This window comes from Pontibacter cellulosilyticus, from assembly GCF_014306105.1.
In the GTDB taxonomy this organism is placed as follows: domain Bacteria; phylum Bacteroidota; class Bacteroidia; order Cytophagales; family Hymenobacteraceae; genus Pontibacter; species Pontibacter cellulosilyticus.
Window position 1 is genome coordinate 179,413 of record NZ_JACRVF010000004.1, and the last position, 18,275, is coordinate 197,687.

The window sequence follows — 18,275 nt, forward strand, 5'->3', positions numbered from 1 at the left end:
AAATTTTATCTAAAAAATAAAATTTAATTGTTTAAAACCCACCTTATTACATATGAAAAAGGAGTTATATAAAGGTAGTGCAATTTATCTTTTGTATGCACGCAGCAATAACAAACAACTAAAAAATTGGATTATACCAATTTTGTCTATCGTTAAAGGAACGCAAAGGTAACACACTATTAATCAGATACAAACAATTAAAGAAAATAATAGGAAGGGCAAAACAGGTTAGGCTAAGCCTACTTGAACATAATTTTAAATAGCAACTGAAAGGATTTTAGTTACTGTGCAAACAACTAATAAAAAGTATAACTGACTTGGGTAAATTAAAATTAAACAATTACTATATTACCATATCCATTGTGGGCAAATGATTCTTCTGGTATTTAGTAATTTAAAGCCAACCACTACCTCGTGTGTACCTGCACTTACCCGGTTCAGGTTTGACAAAGTGGCATCATAGGAGTATGAAATATCAAGCAGTGGATTTACATAAACACCCACCATGGCTACCAATGCATCATCGTGGCGATAGGAGGCACCTGCCCAAAACTGCTTACTATATAGAACACGCACGTTCACATCTATAGAAGCCGGGCTTGGATCAGCTAGCTTAAGCATAACTGAAGGTACTACGTCAAGCTTTTTGGTAGGAGAGAAGCGATAAGCCCCTGTTATAAAGTAGTGCCTTTGCAGATCCAGCGTGGGGTTTTTGCTACCCTCCGGCTGAAAACTGCCTACATCCTCCAACAGCTGCGCACCGGCCACACCCACAGAAAAATTTTGAGAATACACCCATAGCCCTAGGTTCAGGTCGAGTACGTTGTTGTTAAAGCTGCCACCGCCTACTAGTGGGTCGTTCGGGTTTGTGAACTCCAGATCATTGGCATTTACGCTGTTTCTGATAATCCCTACAGCTGCCCCTGCCGAAGCATTTATTGAGTTTGTTAAAGGCAAGTGATATGCATAAGAGCCTGTGACACCTGTTCTGCGCAATGGCCCTGTTTTATCTGTATGAAACGCCACTCCTACGCCATGATGCGCCAAGGCCCTGTGGTACTTTGTACTGGCTGCGCCTTTGTTTAGAGGAGTATGTGCTGTCAGGTATGTTGTTACCGGCGCACCATCCAAACCTACCCACTGCCTCCTGTGGCTTACCCTGATGTCAGCGTAATCCTCTATACCTGTAATGGCCGGATTTAAAAGGTAGTTGTTCAGCATGTATTGGCTGTACTGCGGGCGCTGCTGTGCCTGCGCCTGTGCCAAACAAGCCAGAAGTATAGTAAGTATAAAAAGTAGGCGTCTGTTCATCTGCTATCGGATAATGGTGACATGCCCTGAAATCGGCTTTTCAGACTTGTTCAGGTAAATCATATAATAGTAAGTTGCTACCGGCAGGTCTTCTCCCTTGTAGGTGCCATCCCATGGTGTGCCGTAGCCATTAGAGGTAAAGATGAGATTACCCCATCGGTTAAACACCTCTACTCTTGCCTCAGGGTAATTCTGGATATTCTCAATTTCCCAGATTTCGTTAACGCCGTCTCTGTTTGGCGTAAATGCATTCGGAACAGTGATAGCCGGTATTACCTCCACGGTTACCTCATCGGTATCAACGCAGCCTTCGGCAGTTGTCACAGTTACGGTATAGGTTGTCGTTTTATCAGGACTTGCCACCGGATTCGGCACATTCGGATCACTTAAGCCTTCGGCTGGCTCCCATACATAGGTATCACCTCCTGATGCCCTCAGCTCCACGGTTCTGCCCTGTATAATCGTCACATCTTCGCCGGCGTTGGCCTGTGGCGTAACCACTGTTACTGTGGCTGTGGTACGGGTGGTGCTGGTACATCCGCTGGCACTTACAGCCTGCACAAAGTACATAACCGATTGCGTAAGCGTTGGCGTCTGGAAAACAGGTCCGATAAATATCGGCGATCCTCCGGTAGCGACATCATACCACTCATACGTCTCTCCATTAGGATTCTCAACTGTAAGCGTTGCCGATTCGCCCACACAGGCTTTTGCATTTTGCACTGTAAGTTTAGGGGCAGCCGGCACCGGTATAATAGTTATAGAAACTACATCTGACGTATCAGTACAGCCAGCTGAGGTCACCAACCTCCTGAACCAGGTATTCTGGCTTATGGCTGGAGGCGCATAGTTTTGACCGTTATTTGTGCCGCCGGCATTCACGAAGCCTGCTGTCGCGCTTATCGTGCTGCTTTGCCACAAGAAAGTAAAGGCGCCTGTTCCGCCGGTCGGTGCACTGCCTGTTAGCTGCTGTGGCTGCGTTCCGGCACATACTGTCTGGTCTGCAGCAATACTGTTATTAGTAACTCCCGGATTGATCGTGACTCTGACAACAGCACTTGTATCCCCGGAGCATCCCGCTGAGGTTACTACTCTTCTGAACCAGGTGGTTCGCGTTACAGGGCCCGGTGTGTAGCTTTGGTTAGTGTTATTACCTGCAGCCGGGGCAAAGCCTGCTGTTGCCCCTGTTATGCTGCTTTGCCACAGGTAAGTATAAGAGCCCGACCCTCCGGTTGGCGCTGTACCTGTAAGAGGCGCAGGCGCAGTACCGCGGCACACTTCCTGATCTGCAGAAATGGTGTTATTAGCCAGCTCTGGTAGCACTGTAATTTTAACAGCCTCTGATGTAGCTGTACAACCGCCGGATGTTACCTTACGCCTGAACCAGGTATCTTGCGTCAAGGCACCCGGTGTGTAGTTCTCGCCGTTGTTGGTGCCTGGTGCCGCCGCAAAGCCTGTTGTGGCACTTTGTGTACTTACTTCCCATAAGAAAGTATAAGGAGCACCTCCACCGCCTGTAGGTCTTGTTCCAATTAATGGAGCTGGCGTTTCACCCTCACATATCTGCTGCGGTCCATTTATACTATTCGCTGTAGCCGGAACCGGATCCACAGCCACAATCTCCACTACGTTACTGGTATCGGCAGAGCAGCTCCCTGAAATAACCAACCTCCTGAACCAGGTAGTAGTGTTTATAGGTTGGGTAGGCGTATAGTTTGGTGTATTGTTTATACCTGGAGCATTAGTAAAGCCAGTATTGGCATTAGTAGTGCTTATCTGCCAGATAAAGCTATAAGGTGTGCTAGTATCGCCTCCTGTTGGCGCACTGCCAGTTAATGCAGCCGGTGTTTCGCCTTTACAGGTATTTCGCACTGGATCTCCTATTATGGTGTTGTTTGTAACAGCCGGCACCACAGTTAATGGTACAGCCGTTTTAGGACCGATACAAACAACAGAGTTAGCTGTATCCACCGCTGCTACATAGAAGGTAACATCTGCAGTAAGCGTAGGAGTAGAGAAAGACGGACCTGTGAAAATTGGTGTGGCGTTAGGATCGTTGGATTCAAACCATACATAAATTGGCCCTGGACTAGTTGGGGTTAAGGTAACGATATCTCCGGCACAAGCTGTTTTAGGAGCTTGTATAGATGGAGCTGCAGGTTGCTGAAGTATAACTACCTCTTGTACAGGCGCACTTTGCCCTCCCTGGCTACTATAAATATCGTCGGAGCTACCGCACTCGTTCACGGCCTCTACGGCCACCGTATACTTTCCGGGCGTGGTAAAATCATACTGGAAGTCAAAGGTATCGGAATTAAAGGTACGGGTAACGCTGGTTGGACCTGTAATAGTAATAGTTACCGTTACCTGCTCGCCCAGGTTCTTGTCAATAAACAAGCCTCCTGAGCCACCTCCTCCTGGAAAACCACCTCCACCACCTGCGCCGCTGCTACTGTAGTCTATGGTAGTTGGTCCGCACTCGGTAACACTTGCCGGCAGCTGTACTTGCGGCCAACCAACTACCACCGACTGTGAAGTAGTATCACTGCCGCAGCCATTGGTTACCACCAGCTCAATATTGTAAACACCGGATTTGGTAAACTTGAACACTGGGTCCTTAGATTCAAGAGTGCCTGACTCCAACTCAAACCCTTGCTCTGGTTGTATAGCCCATTTATATGATAGACCACCGCCGGTTGAACTATCGGCAGGAGCAATAAGCACGGGCACACAAGGCGGCTGCTGGTTCTCATCTACCCGTTTCTTATCATTTGCAGAGAAGTTTGCTTTAGGCTCTTTACTAACAGCATAGTTCTGCGTAAAGATTACTTCGCAGCCATTACCGGCTACTGCTCTGATAGAGATTGGGTAAACACCTACCGTGTCGTAAGCTGTAGGGTTTGAAATAGGAAATGCACCGGGGCTATACTGTTGCTGATCACCGTTGCCCCAGTCTACAAAGTATGTCCTGATGTCGCCTAAGTATGGCGCTATGGTTTCATTTGTGATTTCAGCAAACACTTCAATGTCTTCGTCTGCTATGGTATCGGGCAAGCAAGTCTGGAAGCTGTTCTTTTCTGCAAAAGCCACCTCTGGCTCCTTACGGACTGTAATGGTCTGGCGTACTGTATCAGACTCGCAACCTGCCTGATTTGTAGCTACTACTTTGGTAATAAAGTCTATCGTACCAACCCCTTTCGACTCATAAGTATGCTTTACTTCCGGCCCTCTGTCCGTACTACCATCACCGAATATCCAAGTATAGGAAACATCGGGTAGAGGATTATTTACTGAGAAAGTTAGTTCTGTTCCGGCGCATTGCTGCCCTGTGGGGCTTACAAGGAAATTCGGATTTGCCGGCAACTCATTTACCGTTATTTCGCGCTCAGAAGATGTATTCGTCTGGCAGTCGGAGCCTGTTACACGCACCTGGTATCTTCCGGCCTCACTAACCTCTATCGAGCTGCTTATTTGCCCCGGAAGCACATTGCCGTTAAGAAGCCACTCATAAGTTAAGTTGGTACCTGTATTGGCTCTAAGTATAGTAGTTTCGCCTCTACATAATACTGTTCTTCCATCTACCGTAATGGTAGCTGTACAGAGGGGATTTCCTCCCTGTGCACTTACAAAAGTACTCGTAAGCAAAATCAGGCACAGTAACAGGAAAGTGGTGTATAGTTGCTTCAGCAGAAGATGCATTTAAAAGTGATTAAAGGGTGAACCTCAAGCTTCATCAGCCCTTACTACATTACGATAACAATATATTTTCAGATTCAAGATTGATTAAGCTGACCAAAAGTCAGGGATAACCAACAGAAGGTTTTGGGAGGGTGGGCCCACTAGAAGAGAACCAGAGGCAGGCACACAATCACCCTTTACCTCTATTGTTAAAACCTAAAAAAGGTTACAAACCAGCTTGTTTTTTTACCAGCTGATATATATTAAACGGAATAACAGTTTTCAAATTGTATTGTTTGCTACTGAGAGAATTACAAAAGAAAAGGCCCTGAAACCGAAGCTGCAGGGCCTTTTCTTTTTACTTTTAATGAAGGATTTACTTGGAAACGACTAGCCTTTGAACAGCTTGCATGTTAGCTGTTTTGATGTGCACCAAGTACATGCCTGCCGGCAAATGAGATACATCTAAAGCCTGCTGGCCTACAATACTGCCAAAGCTCTGGTAATATACTGTTTGCCCTAATGTATTTACTAAAGCGACCTGCACCTGCTTTAGCGGTTGCTGTGTACTTAATATTACAGTACCTCTGCTTGGATTTGGATAAACCACCACACCCACTTTAGCTGCAGGTTCTGCTATGGCAGTTGCTGAGGCAGCATAAAGCCCTACATCATCTAAATTCCATACTTCATTAGAGCCGCTTGTTTTTACCACAACTTTCAGCTTTACAGAAGTAGCACCCGCTGGTATGCTTACCTGCAGTTTAGAAGGCGCTTTGTCATCTGTAAGTGTACCTGCTTCGCCGTCTGCTTTAATAAATGTTTTGGTTATAGGAGTACCGGCATTTGTGATTATTGCAGCTGTGCCATTCATGCCATAGCGCACATTGTTGTCTGTTTGATCGCCGGTAATTTTGATATCTGGAGTGGCAGAAAAACTGTTTCCGTTTAGCGCCACGTATACTTCCAGATAATCTGAGGCCTCAACACCGTTGCCTGTAGTAACTGAAACAGAAGAATTAAAGAGCTCTACAAATACATTCTCTTTGCCGGTTATGTCTACTGCTGCAAACTCTAACGTGCTGGTTGTTGCCGATACCTGATGACTTGAACCGCTACGCACACGCTGCCCATCTGGAGTTCCAGTATTGGTAGCCGACGAACTGAAGCCAGAAGTAACTGCCCAGCCATCGGTAGCTACCCCATTAAAGTTCTGGATTGTAATAAGATTACCGTTATTGATAGGAGTAGGTGCTGCTGTTGTTGTGATAGCTAGTGTAGGTGAGCCTGCTGCTGTGTACATATAGCCGTTTGAGCAGCTCTCAAACACCTGCGCATAATATGTCGCGCCAGCTTCTAAGCCAGTTACAGTTACATTGCTGCCTCCGCCTTTGTACACCAGTTTACTACCGTCTGCTAAAGTATTCGCCAAAGTATAATCTGCGTTTGCACCTATGTAGTTGATGCCGTTCACAGGCTCGAAGGTTACAGCAGCGTCTTTACGCAACACTACAATTCTGCCGTCACCCGTTCCATTTGTCCAGTTTAAGGTAAAGCCTCTCTGTGTGATGTTGCTTGATGATACCGCCGAGGCAACCGTTGGCGCGCCACTACAAGTATAATCTGCAGTTGTAGCAGTTATTGTTGGAGCACTTGTGGCATTATAGGTCTGGTCGGTTGAGCAGGACTCAAACACCTGTACATAATATGTAGTGTTTGCCGTTAGCCCAGTTATCGTTACGGAGCTGCCATTGTTATAGTAAACCACGCGTTGGCCATTTCCCTGGTCTGTTGCCAAAGTATAATCTGCGTTAACACCGCTATAAGTACCCGATGGCGTAAAGTTTACAGCAGCACCCTCACGCACTACTACTAATCTTCTGTTTCCGGAGCCGTTTGTCCAGTTAAGCGTGATGGATGTAGTAAGTTTTTGAGGAGCCGTAAGGTTAGTTACCTGAGTAGCAGGAGAGCAATTTACCGGGGTCAGGTTCCAGGCTTTTGCCACTAGTTCCGGATAGTCGATGTATGGGTTTCGGTTGCCCTGCACCTGCTCTGTGCGCCTGTTGCGTTCACGCTCACGGTCGTCCGCCGGGTCCTGTAAGTGCCACTGGTAAAGCGTATTAATATCACCTGCTGCCGAGATTACATTTTTACCTGCGTCAAAGCTCTCATTGGCGTGCATAGTATAAAAGTAGAAGATGGCTCTGGCCACGTTACCTTTGTGATCTTCGCGCGGCTCGAATTGTGTATAGGTGTCTTCGCTGTACTCGTCAATATTAGAGGTCGGGATGGTACTTAGAGCAGTAGTATTGCGCACCCATTTTATTGTCTGATTATCTGGTATCTCGGCAAAAGGGTCGCTGCCACGATCGCTGTTCCAGGTATCATACGTCGGGAACAAGTGATGAATATCGGTACGCATGCGTTCCACTTCATTAAACCATGACTGCGGAACTGTGTGCTCACAGTTTATCCTGTTCATGAGGGTAGAGGTGGATGTCTCGCTGTATGGTTTGTTTTCCTGATAACCGGAGTAAACACAGCTAACAGTACTGTTGTAGTTGTCGATGTAGTTGTACATCTTGCCGCGCGCTGTGGCGTAATCCAATACTACACGTTTTCCGTCGTACCAGTTCGTACGCAACCATGTTTTTAATTCTTCTCCGGATAGATTGGTAGGAGGCGCAGTTTGTGCACCGGCATATTGTGTGAAAAGCAACAATGCCAGCACAATGCGTAAAAATTTCTTCATGAAAAGGATTGAATAAGTTGACTTTGCGACAAAATTAGCTAATCAAATCCTCTCTTCGAATAAAATACTGATTATATTAATGTTACGACGCAAACATCTATGCCATGTGTTAATTTTTCTTTAGATATGGCAAATAACCAGCTCCTTATTTAACTATTATAATTCGCTGCACAAATTGCTGTTTGCCTGTTCTTACAAATAACACATATACTCCGGATTCAAGATGCGCCAGATTTAATTCATAGGCCACTGCTACTGCTCCAATTGCTTGCCTGTATACTTCTTTGCCCGCCAGGTTATATACTGCTGCAACAGCATTTTCTAAGGGCTGCCGCGTGTGCACTACTATTTTACCTGATGTTGGATTTGGAGCTACGGAAACACCCATATTTGCTAGTTCAGAGTTTAGTGCATTTGGCTGTGGCGTCGCCTGCAGCGCTTCCGAAAAGTCGGAGTAACAGCCTTGCTCATTCTGTACACGCACTTTATAGGAGCCGGCGGCATCAAATGATATACTTCGGGTGGTTACATTGCTTAGCTCTACCCCATCTTTTAGCCAAGTGTAAGTCACTCCCGCTATACTAGCTGTCAGAGTTGTAGCACCTAAATTTATACTTGGCTTCTCAGGCTTAGGCAGCACAGTGATTTTTACAGGCTCACTTACAAGTAACGGACACGATTCCGAGACTATTTTTCTCCTGAACCAGGTTGTCTGTTCCAAACGATCCGGAGAATAATATTTTGTAGTGTTTAAACCTGTCGCCGCAGTGTAGCTAACCCCATCTATACTTGCTTCCCATAAATAACTGTAATTCATATTTCCGCCTTTAGGAGCCAGCCCACCTAATTGCACTGCTATATCTCCTGCACAGATTGTATGTGCCTCCCCGATCGTGTTGTCATAAAAAGGCTCTACTAAAGTTACCACCACACTTGTGCGTGGCCCCACACAGCCTGCCTCGTTAACCGCCTCTACATAGTATAGCGTGTCTTGCATAACAGGTGCAGAAAGTATAGAAGGACCAACAGCAAATATGCCATTAGGCTGCCCTGCAAAATACCAGCGATAGGTAAGCTTGGGATCAGGATTATGTACGTTGAGCTTAGTGATACCTCCCTCACAAGCAGTAGCATTACCTGCCAGAGGTGCGGCTGGAGCGGGAAGTATACTTAGGTATATAGCATTACTGTAAGTGTATGCACAGCTGCCAGATAACACTTTTCTCCTGAGCCATATGGGTTGGGTAACCGCACCAGGACTATACGATATGCCATTATACTGCCCAGATGCCACCATAAAGTTTACGCCATCATAACTCACTTCCCAGGTATAAGAATATATACCATTGCCGCCAGTAGGCACAGAACCGGTTATACTCTCCGGAATTTGACCAGCGCATAATGCCTGTTTCTCCTCAATAAGGTTGTTGCCAATGGGTGCCGATACATTTACAGTAACCTCGCTTCTGGCGCTAACAAAACCACACTCGTTCTCTGCCTGCACATAATACTTTTGAGTAGAGGTTAATGTACCTGTTACCAAACTAGCACCAGTTGCAATCCTTGTACCTCCTGTAGCAGTAGCATACCAAGAATAAATAAAAGTAGGTGTTGGGTTTTGTACAGATAGAGTTGCGCTACTTCCAGCACATATGTAAGCATTAGTTACATCTGGCAATCCAGGAGTTCCCACTACATTAACAGCCATACTAGTTACAGGTCCTTCTCCGCATGCATTCACAGCTTTCACAGATATTGTACCGCTGCTCCCGGCCGTTACTGTTACAGAGTTTGTGCCTTGCCCAGATTGTATAGCCCAACCAGATGGTAATAGCCAGGTATAGCTTTGTGCACTCGCTATAGCTCCAACGCTATAGGTTACCAAAGCTCCTGAACATACTTTTGATGAACCAGAACTAAAAGAAACTATCCCTGGAACTGACCCAGCAGTAATCTCTATACTTGATGATTCAATAGTACCGCAATTACTGCCAGATGCTTTTAGAGTATAACGACCCGCTACACTTGCCTGGTAGTTTTGAGTTGTTGCCACTGGAGTTGCTTGTCCTTGCAAGTACCATTCCCACGATTCTGCAGCAAAGCTTGCGTTTCCTGTTAGCTGCACCTGCTGCCCCTGACACAGCAAAGTAGAAGATGCCGAAACAGACACTGTACAAGTTTGAGCTACAACAGGCGCAACGAAAGAAGCTATTGAAAAGAAGAAAAGCAGGAGGATAGATCGCAGGAGTAAAGTTTGTTTCATAAGCAGTTACATTACCTGTTTGGGCTTAAACAAATATAGTAGTAACGCAATACTTATCAAATTTATATACAGACTATGTTAAGGCATTTAAAGTGCTGATTAATAGAGAGGATGCAATACTAGCAGTTTTGTTGGCAGGGGCAGATTGGCCTTTTGGCAGAAAAAGAGTTAAAAACAACAAGGCCTTGCAAGTTATACTTACAAGGCCTTGTGTATCTGAGGTAGACCAACTAGCGCAGCAATCGAACTTTTTAGAAGAAGACATTGCTGCCTTAGAAGCTTTCTGCCACCAAACCGGCTACACATCTTCTAGCCAACCTAAGTCATCTTCTGAATCTAAAAAGAAATAGAGATGGCAGAGAAACTCTCCTATTCACTGGACACAGGAGGCTCAAAGCAACCTGCTGCAAGGCTAGGTATCAAAACTATCCTAACTGCTGAAGTGCGTTACGATAAGCGCCTGAGCTCAACTGCAAAGATCATTTTCTCTGAAATAATAGGTCTTGCTAAAAAGCATAAAAAATGCTGGGCTACCAATGCACACTTTGCCAAAAAGTTTGGTGTAGATCCTAAAACTATTTCCCGGAGCATCACCTCCCTTGCCAAACTCGGTTATATCCGGGTTGAAATCAATCAAGAGGAAGGAAATAAAAGAAGCATTTTTTTGTGTGAAGATACCCCAGAATTGTCTATACCTATGGACACTAATGGTTCTACCTCGGGACAAAATGGACCAGAGAATACGGCTTCACTCCTTATATATAAAAAGAATAATAAAAATAAGGATGATAGAGAAGGGTATTCTCAAGCCAGAAAAAATTCTGAAAAATTTTCTTCAAGTCATTTTGAATCAAAGTGGCCTAATCAGGAACAAGTAGAAAATTATATGCAAACCCTAAAGTTGCCTTGGCTTAGCAAGAAAGAAGGCAAAGAGGCCCGGTCATTTGTAGATTATTATTCCGCTTTAGGCTGGCAAATGAAAGCCGGCCCTATTCTAGATTGGCAGGCAGCAGTTAGAAACTGGTTAAATAAAACAAATAGCAATTTCCAAAATTCAAATACTAACACAAATGAACACAGCACGATCAATAAGAGAGATAACAGATGGATGGGCTTCTCTAGCTACCACAGCACCGACAGAAGTAAAGAATACAGCGGCAAGTTATAGCATTGCTCCTCAGTGGTCTACAGAAACAATTCTAGCTTACTTCATACAGACCATGCAGTGTGTTAATTGGCCAAAAGAGATAAGAGATAAGCTTATTCAATTTAACTGGCATCGCGATATATTGGAAAAGATTGCCGCCTATGTTGCAAAAGATACAGAAGCCATGCAAGAGCTAAATATAAACCCCCAAAAAGGGCTTTTATTGATGGGACCTGTTGGTTGTGGAAAGACTGAGATCATATTGATGCTCAAAAAGTTTATAAAGCCTGGCATTAAGGAGGAATATGTTTATGATATAATGATGAACTGTAGTGAAAAGGGCGAAAAAGCACTTAGCCCATACCGATTTGGACCTATTTTTTCACAATCAGGTAAACCTATTGATTGTTTATTTGATGACTTAGGAGTAGATCCTCCAATTACTCACTTTGGCAGAAAGATTATTGTTGGCCAAGAACTAATTTATATACGTCATCTATTTTTTAAAAAGACAGGTGCTAAAAGCCATTTCACTACTAACCTAAATGTGGAAGAACTGACAGAATATTATAAGGATATTTCTAGGTCTAGACTTAGAGAAATGTGTAATGTTATTCAATTTCCAAAAGATGCCCCAGATCTAAGGCATTAGAAATCATAGCATCAGGCAAGAAATTTCTCAATAGGTATTTTACATAATACCTGTTATGAGCTATCAGCAAGTTCCTTTAAGCTCTTTCGATGAATTGCTATGAAACATTGAATTTAAAATCAATCAAGAACAATTTTATTTAGCTGCAGGCTTAACAGCTTGGAAGTTGTTCTTAGGACGCTTGTGTTGGAGTGCTATTTTATCTGCTTTACTATACTTTAGTTTCCACACAATGAAACCTGAGACAGCCAGCACACCGGGCATCATGCCGAAGAAACAGTAAATAAGCTTTACAGCGAGACCGGCATAGTCGCCAAAGTGCAGTGGCTTTAACACCAGGAGCACGCGTTCATGCCAGGGCTTGTCTTTTACAAAATTCACTCCCTGCATCTGCCCCGAGTATAAATTCACCTGTAGGTTGCTGAATGTTTTCCCGTAGTAAGCCGGGTCTGATTTTACCCTCCCGAGCACCGATAGGGTGCTGCCCGCCAACCGGAGGTAGTTGGCCTCAAACTCCGGGTAATCTTTGTTGACCTTCTCAAGCACACCATCCACTGACACTAAGGCTGAAGTACTGTGCTCTACCGGGGTGGCACTAACCTGGGGTATGGCGCTCTTTAAAATGGTGTAGGCAATCCAAGTGCCGGTAACGCTGATAAACAGGTTAAATACCAGGCTCCATACACCAATTACCCGGTGCAGACTGGAGAAAAAGGAACGCCTTCTTTTAAAGGACACACGCTGCTGAAAGGAAAGCACCTTCCAGATAGACCTGCGGTACAGCAGGAAGCCGGTGATGGATAGTAAAATCAAAGACAGTCCTCCCATAAGCACCACTATTTTCCCCGGCGTACCGGAGAGCAGGTTGTAATGCAGGTCCAGCAGCACATGCACCAGGCGCTTGTCTGCGCGCGCTACAGTCGCCAACGTTTCGCCTGTCTCAGGATGCACGAAAACCCATTGCCGGATGCTGCCCTGTCGAATCTCATATTTCAGCGCCTTGTCCGGCTTTCGGGGTAACTCCGGCACCCGGATGTCGCTTCCGGGATACGTCTGCAGCATGCGAACAATTGAACGATCTATCTTCAACTCAGCTGCGGGCGTTGCCAGCATGGACAGCCCATCGAATTGCGCGTGGTCAATATCATGGTGGAAAACCAGCACGGAACCCGTTATACTTGAGAGCAGCAGGAATATCCCTGCCACCAGACCCAGCCAGTGATGAATGGAAAATGTTCTTTTGACGCGCTTCTTCAAATCCTTGTCTTCTTTGGTGCTACCTGCAGGTACTACTATACTTTCATTCACTGCTGCTTTGCAGGGGCAAGTACTTAAGCAAAGCTATAGCTTAATCATGTTGGATCAAAGCTTATTTGGAATAAATCTAAATAAACGTTTGGCTTTTTGAATTTCCCCCTTACTTTTGTTGCAGAAATTATTTGTAATCATTCTAAATAATAATAGCTAATGAAAAAATATTTACCAATGCTGATTGTATGTGTCTTGCTGTCAGTAGGCGCCTTTGGCCAGACTGGCAGCATAAGGGGAGTTGTTCTGGACACAGATAACAAGCCGGTTTCCTTCAGCAGCGTGTTTCTGCAGGGCACCAATTCCGGCACCACAACAAATGAGAACGGCGCTTTTGCGCTGGAGCGGGTGAAGACTGGGGAACATAAGCTGCTTATTTCCGCTGTAGGTTTTGAGCGTAAGACAGTAGCGGTGCAGGTAAAGGCAGGGGAAGCTACAGAGGTTAAGGTGAGCCTTTCGCCAAGTCAGCAGGGCTTGAGCGAGGTGGTGATCTCGGCCAGCCGCACACCCGAGACTATCGACCAGGTACCCTCTTCCATCACCGTGCTTTCCAGAAAGGCGATTGAGGAGGATATGCTGGTAAGCACCAATGTGATAGACATACTTAGCAACAAGGTGCCAGGCCTTGCGCCGAGCACGGGTACCAGCAGCAACTGGGGCCAGACCCTTCGCGGTCGTGCCATGCTGGTAATGATTGACGGGGTGCCGCAATCCACCCCGCTTCGGAACGGCGCCGTGGATATGCGCGCCCTTGACCCGGACGCTATCGAACAGGTGGAGGTAATCAAAGGGGCCACGGCCATCTACGGAAACGGTGCGGCAGGCGGGCTTATCAACTACATCACCAGAACCCCTCAACAGCAGAAGCCTTTTAGCTCCCGCACTTCGCTGGGCACGGCAGGCTCACTGGTGAACGCAGACAACAGCATCGGAGCCCGTGTAAGCCAGATGTTCTACGGCAAGACAGGCAAGTTCGACTATGTGCTGAGCGGTGCCTATGAGCAGACAGGCGAGTGGAAAGACGCCGAAGGAGATGTGCTTCCGCCTGATTACGGATTGGGGGAGACAGACTCCTATAACGGGTTCCTGAAGCTAGGCTACGACTTTACGCCGTTCAACCGCGTGCAGCTGACTTACAACTACTACAGCAGCGAGCAGAAGACGAATTATGTGCCGCAGTACGGCAACTACCAAAACAGACAAAAGTCCAGAGCTGTTCTGGGTGAGACACTGGGTGTGCCGCAGGGCGTGCGGTCTAACCACAACCTGCACCTGCGCTTCTCCGGGGAGCAGGCTTTCCTGAACAGCCGTTACGAGGCAGATGCCTACTTCCAATCGGTGGACAACGTGTTTTTCTGGTCTCCTAACTTTGAATTCGGGGGGCAGTCTATGATCTCCTCTGTGAAGAAAGGTGCCAGAGGCCTCCTGACCACCCCTTATAAGATCAGTGCTGCTATGGAAGGCGATGTTACTTATGGCCTCGACGTATTGAATGACATAACCTCACAGCCACTTGTGGACGGCAGGACATGGGTGCCGGAGATGAACATGCTGAACGTAGCGCCTTTCGTGCAGCTGAAGACGACCATCGCTGAGGACCTGATCTTCAAGGGCGGCTTCAGAGCCGAAAAGGTGCACATTGCGGTGGAGGACTATACCACCCTCAGGACAGTGAACCCGAAGACAGGGGAGATCGATAACCAAGGCTTTGAGGTGAAGGGCGGTGAGCTGGGGTATGATGCTTTCCTTTTCAACGCGGGGCTGCGATACAACAAGTATGAGCTGTTTACACCTTACGCCAGCTTCTCGCAGGGTTTCTCGGTGGCCGACATCGGGGTGATGCTGCGCTCGGCCAGGGTAAACGACATCAGCAAGATCAGCACGGAGGCCATCGTGATCAACAACTATGAGGGAGGTTTTGTCAGCAAATTCAGCAAAGTGAGGCTGGAAGGAGTTGGCTTTATCAGCACCTCCGAGCTTGGGGCCAGCGGACAGTACAAGGACGGCGTGTTCGTGGTGATGCGCACGCCGGAGAAGATCCACGGCTTTGAGGCAACAGCCGATGTTGCTTTGCTTTCAAACCTGAGCCTGGGAGCCACTTACTCTTACGTGGAAGGAAAGATGGACGTGAACCAGAACGACAGCTTTGATGATGCAGAGGATGTATACCTGGGCGGCGAGCGCATCGCTCCTCCAAAGTACACGGCGTACCTGCGTTACGCGCTGCTAGACAACAAGCTCGGGTTTAACCTACAATATACAGGCATCGGCGCAAGAGAAAGGTTTGAGCTGAATGAGAAAAGCACTTACAACTTCTATCAGGGCCCTGTGAAGCCTTACCAACTGGTGAACCTGTCAGCCAGCTATAAAATGAGCAAGAACACGACCTTCAACGTGGGGGTGGAGAACCTGTTCAACGAGGACTATTTCCCTGCGCGCTCGCAGTGGTTTACATCTCCAACCCTGTATACAAAGGGCAAAGGGGCGGCATTCAATGTGTCTATGGTGGTAGAGCTATAACGAATAGGTTAGGTTAGTTGATTAATAGGGCTTGGCCAGAATGGCTGGCCCTGTTTTTTTGTGCTTAGCGAATCGAGACATACTTTGAAGGGGGCTCGGAATATGCAAGCAGAGCCGAAGAAGAAAAAGTTCGTTCACTAAATTTGTTTAGAATTATTCTAAATAATTTTGTCTGCTGCAGATTCTGTTATAGCTTTGCCTTAGTTTAAAACGATTCTAAATAACAACAGGCTTTGCTGCAGTACATCAAAATCATTCGGGCGTTTATAGGAATTTTGGGGCTGGTTTGCCTTACAAATGTTGCCTGGGGTCAGCAACTGGATAAAGCAAGTGTATTCGGGAAGGTAAGCTCATCCTCGGGAGAAACATTAGCGGGCGTAAGCGTAGTGCTGAAGGATGCCAGGATCGGTTCCACCACAGAAGCCGATGGAAGGTTCGAGATTACAGGCATTACACCTGGCAGTTATACTTTATACATAAGCTTTTTAGGGTTTGAGGCGCAGGAAAAAGCAATAGCGCTAAAGCCTTCACAAAACCTGGAAGTAAATTTCAAACTTCGCGACAAAGCCTTCGAAGTGAAGGGGGTGGAGATTGTAGGCAAGTCTGCTACACGCCAGGTAAACGAGCAGCCCTATGCCGTTACCGCCATATCTACCAGAGAGCTGCAGAACAGTACCTCAGATGCCAAAGAGGTGCTGAATCGTATGTCAGGGGTAAGGGTAATGGAAGAAGGTGGTCTGGGGTCTAACTTAAGTTTTACCTTAAATGGATTTTCGGGAGATCAGGTAAAGTTCTTTCTGGATGGCATTCCGATGGACAACTTTGGCTCCTCGCTTCAGATGAGTGATCTTCCTGTTAATACCATCGACAGAATAGAAGTATACAAAGGCGTTGTACCGGTGTGGTTGGGTACGGATGCCCTGGGCGGGGCGGTTAACATCATCACCAACAGAAAGGCTAACTTCCTGGACGCCTCTTATGCTATCGGCTCTTTCAATACACATCGCCTGTCGCTAAACGGGGCTTACACCAATCCTAACAGCGGCTATACTTTCAGAGGAAACGTTAACTACAACTACTCCGACAATAACTATAAGGTATGGGTGCCGATCAGAGAAGGAAATAATGTGGCAGACACAGCAGATGTGGAGCGTTTCCACGACCGCTACCGATCTGGTACCGTGAAACTGGAGACAGGCTGGGTTAACAAGAAATATGCTGACAACCTTCTCTTCGGCGTTATCGCGTCGGGCAACGACAAGCAGGTGCAGACAGGGGCTACCATGAGCAGCGTGTATGGCGGTATTACCCGTTACAGCCAGTCTGTTGTACCTACCCTGAGGTATAGCAAAGACAACTTGTTTATAGACGGGCTAAATACCAGCCTTTACACGGCTTACAACATAACCAAAAGCGAGGTGATCGACACCTTGCGTGGGGTTACTTATAACTGGCTGGGAGAAGCTACCTATACCCCGGGTTCTAATAACGGAGAGTTGTCCCGAACCTTTACTACCCTGAACGACGAGGACTTCAACAGCCAGTTTAATGCCGGCTATACATTCACTCCGAAGCATTCGCTGGCTTTTAATTATGCCTTATCCTATTTCCGTCGCGAAGCTTTCGACACAGAAAACCCGGATAAGATCGAGAACCAGTTCCCGACATCATTGAACAAGCAAGTGCTGGGGCTAGCCTATAAGTTTGACCCGAGTGAGAAATGGAGTGCCACGCTTTTCAGCAAAGCGTACTTTTTGCATGCCCGGACAAGCAAAATGTATGACTTCGCCCTTGAGACACAGCGCGTAGAAGCCTTGGAGGCCATTAAGCAAAACTTCGGCTATGGATTGGCCTCTTCATACTTTATACTTCCCGAGCTGCAGGTTAAAGCTTCTTACGAGCATACCTATCGTATGCCCTGGGCTACCGAGATTTTCGGTGATGGCCTGTTTGTAAAGCCGAACCCTGACCTGGGACCGGAGCAAAGCGACAACTTTAACGCCGGGGCAGCCTATGGGTTTAAGCTCGGCCAAGACCATCAGTTTAACCTGGAGAGTAGCTTTATCTACCGCGAGGCAAAAGACCTTATTTACCAGGTAGTAAGGGTAGCCAGCCCGGAAACCTACTATGATAACCTGAGCGAAACCCGTACGCTGGGTGTAGAGGGAAGCATGAAATACCTCTGGAGAGAGGCTCTCCGCTTAGGTGGTAGCTTCACTTTCCAGGATATTACAGATCAGGCTGATGTTGTTTATAACGAATCCTACACCAACACCGGCTACCAGCGGAATTACCAGAAGGGCTACCGCCTGCCTAACATACCCTACATGTTCGGTAATGCGAATGCCGGTCTAATTTTTAAAAATGTGCTGGCCCGCGAGTCTGTCTGGAACATCAACTACCACTTCAACTTTGTGGAGCAGTACTTCCTGAGCTGGGCAGAGCTTGGCTCCCGCGACTCCAAAAAAGTTATCCCAAGGCAGTCTTCGCATAACCTGGAGCTGGCCGGTAGCTTTCAGCAGGGCAAGTATAACATCGCGCTTGAATGCCGAAACCTGACAGACGCGCTGCTTTACGATAAGTATTACCTGCAGAAGCCCGGGCGCGCTTTTTACTTAAAACTTAGATACGTTCTTTAATAAAT

At 46.6% G+C, this 18,275-nt stretch carries 10 protein-coding genes; 5 read left to right on the plus strand and 5 right to left on the minus strand.

Going from position 1 to position 18,275, the window contains the following annotated elements; genetic code table 11:
• Nucleotides 1-348 precede the first annotated feature (348 nt).
• The 4 genes from H8S84_RS14105 to H8S84_RS14120 form a co-directional block, all read right to left on the minus strand.
• A complete protein-coding gene (locus tag H8S84_RS14105) occupies nt 349-1,311 on the minus strand; it encodes a PorP/SprF family type IX secretion system membrane protein (RefSeq protein ID WP_187068003.1) in 963 nt (320 codons plus the stop codon).
• A 3-nt stretch (nt 1,312-1,314) separates the two neighbouring features.
• A complete protein-coding gene (locus H8S84_RS14110; protein ID WP_187068004.1) occupies nt 1,315-5,010 on the minus strand; it encodes an Ig-like domain-containing protein in 3,696 nt (1,231 codons plus the stop codon).
• A gap of 355 nt (nt 5,011-5,365) precedes the next feature.
• Complete coding sequence (locus H8S84_RS14115; protein ID WP_187068005.1) at nt 5,366-7,741, minus strand: endonuclease; 2,376 nt, start codon at nt 7,739-7,741, stop codon at nt 5,366-5,368.
• A gap of 145 nt (nt 7,742-7,886) precedes the next feature.
• Complete coding sequence (locus H8S84_RS14120; protein WP_187068006.1) at nt 7,887-10,004, minus strand: Ig-like domain-containing protein; 2,118 nt, start codon at nt 10,002-10,004, stop codon at nt 7,887-7,889.
• Nucleotides 10,005-10,189: 185 nt separating this feature from the next.
• Here H8S84_RS14120 and H8S84_RS14125 point away from each other — a divergent pair, with 185 nt between their 5' ends.
• From H8S84_RS14125 to H8S84_RS14135, 3 genes are read left to right on the plus strand one after another with little or no spacing between them, the layout of a single operon-like run.
• A complete protein-coding gene (locus H8S84_RS14125) occupies nt 10,190-10,354 on the plus strand; it encodes a hypothetical protein (protein ID WP_187068007.1) in 165 nt (54 codons plus the stop codon).
• Between the two features lie 2 nt (nt 10,355-10,356).
• Nucleotides 10,357-11,172, plus strand: coding sequence for a helix-turn-helix domain-containing protein (locus H8S84_RS14130; RefSeq protein ID WP_187068008.1), 816 nt, complete (start codon nt 10,357-10,359; stop codon nt 11,170-11,172).
• A 52-nt stretch (nt 11,173-11,224) separates the two neighbouring features.
• On the plus strand, nt 11,225-11,803 hold the full coding sequence (locus tag H8S84_RS14135) for a P-loop NTPase family protein (protein WP_222621666.1): 579 nt from the start codon (nt 11,225-11,227) through the stop codon (nt 11,801-11,803).
• 135 nt (nt 11,804-11,938) lie between these two features.
• Here the strand turns inward: H8S84_RS14135 and H8S84_RS14140 are convergent, their stop codons facing one another.
• On the minus strand, nt 11,939-13,111 hold the full coding sequence (locus H8S84_RS14140; RefSeq protein WP_187068010.1) for a PepSY-associated TM helix domain-containing protein: 1,173 nt from the start codon (nt 13,109-13,111) through the stop codon (nt 11,939-11,941).
• 159 nt (nt 13,112-13,270) lie between these two features.
• On the opposite strand from H8S84_RS14140, the gene H8S84_RS14145 reads away from it, so the two are divergent.
• On the plus strand, nt 13,271-15,631 hold the full coding sequence (locus H8S84_RS14145; protein ID WP_187068011.1) for a TonB-dependent receptor: 2,361 nt from the start codon (nt 13,271-13,273) through the stop codon (nt 15,629-15,631).
• Nucleotides 15,632-15,864: 233 nt separating this feature from the next.
• Nucleotides 15,865-18,270: a TonB-dependent receptor gene (locus H8S84_RS14150; RefSeq protein WP_187068012.1), complete on the plus strand. Its 2,406-nt coding sequence runs from the start codon at nt 15,865-15,867 to the stop codon at nt 18,268-18,270.
• Nucleotides 18,271-18,275: the final 5 nt, after the last annotated feature.

What these genes read in the sequence shown, in the direction of transcription:
- H8S84_RS14105 (WP_187068003.1), bottom strand. Translation starts at nt 1,311, where the DNA reads ATGAACAGACGCCTACTTTTTATACTTACTATACTTCTGGCTTGTTTG.
- H8S84_RS14145 (WP_187068011.1), top strand. Translation starts at nt 13,271, where the DNA reads ATGAAAAAATATTTACCAATGCTGATTGTATGTGTCTTGCTGTCAGTA.
- H8S84_RS14120 (WP_187068006.1), bottom strand. Translation starts at nt 10,004, where the DNA reads ATGAAACAAACTTTACTCCTGCGATCTATCCTCCTGCTTTTCTTCTTT.
- H8S84_RS14115 (WP_187068005.1), bottom strand. Translation starts at nt 7,741, where the DNA reads ATGAAGAAATTTTTACGCATTGTGCTGGCATTGTTGCTTTTCACACAA.
- H8S84_RS14130 (WP_187068008.1), top strand. Translation starts at nt 10,357, where the DNA reads ATGGCAGAGAAACTCTCCTATTCACTGGACACAGGAGGCTCAAAGCAA.
- H8S84_RS14110 (WP_187068004.1), bottom strand. Translation starts at nt 5,010, where the DNA reads ATGCATCTTCTGCTGAAGCAACTATACACCACTTTCCTGTTACTGTGC.
- H8S84_RS14135 (WP_222621666.1), top strand. Translation starts at nt 11,225, where the DNA reads ATGCAGTGTGTTAATTGGCCAAAAGAGATAAGAGATAAGCTTATTCAA.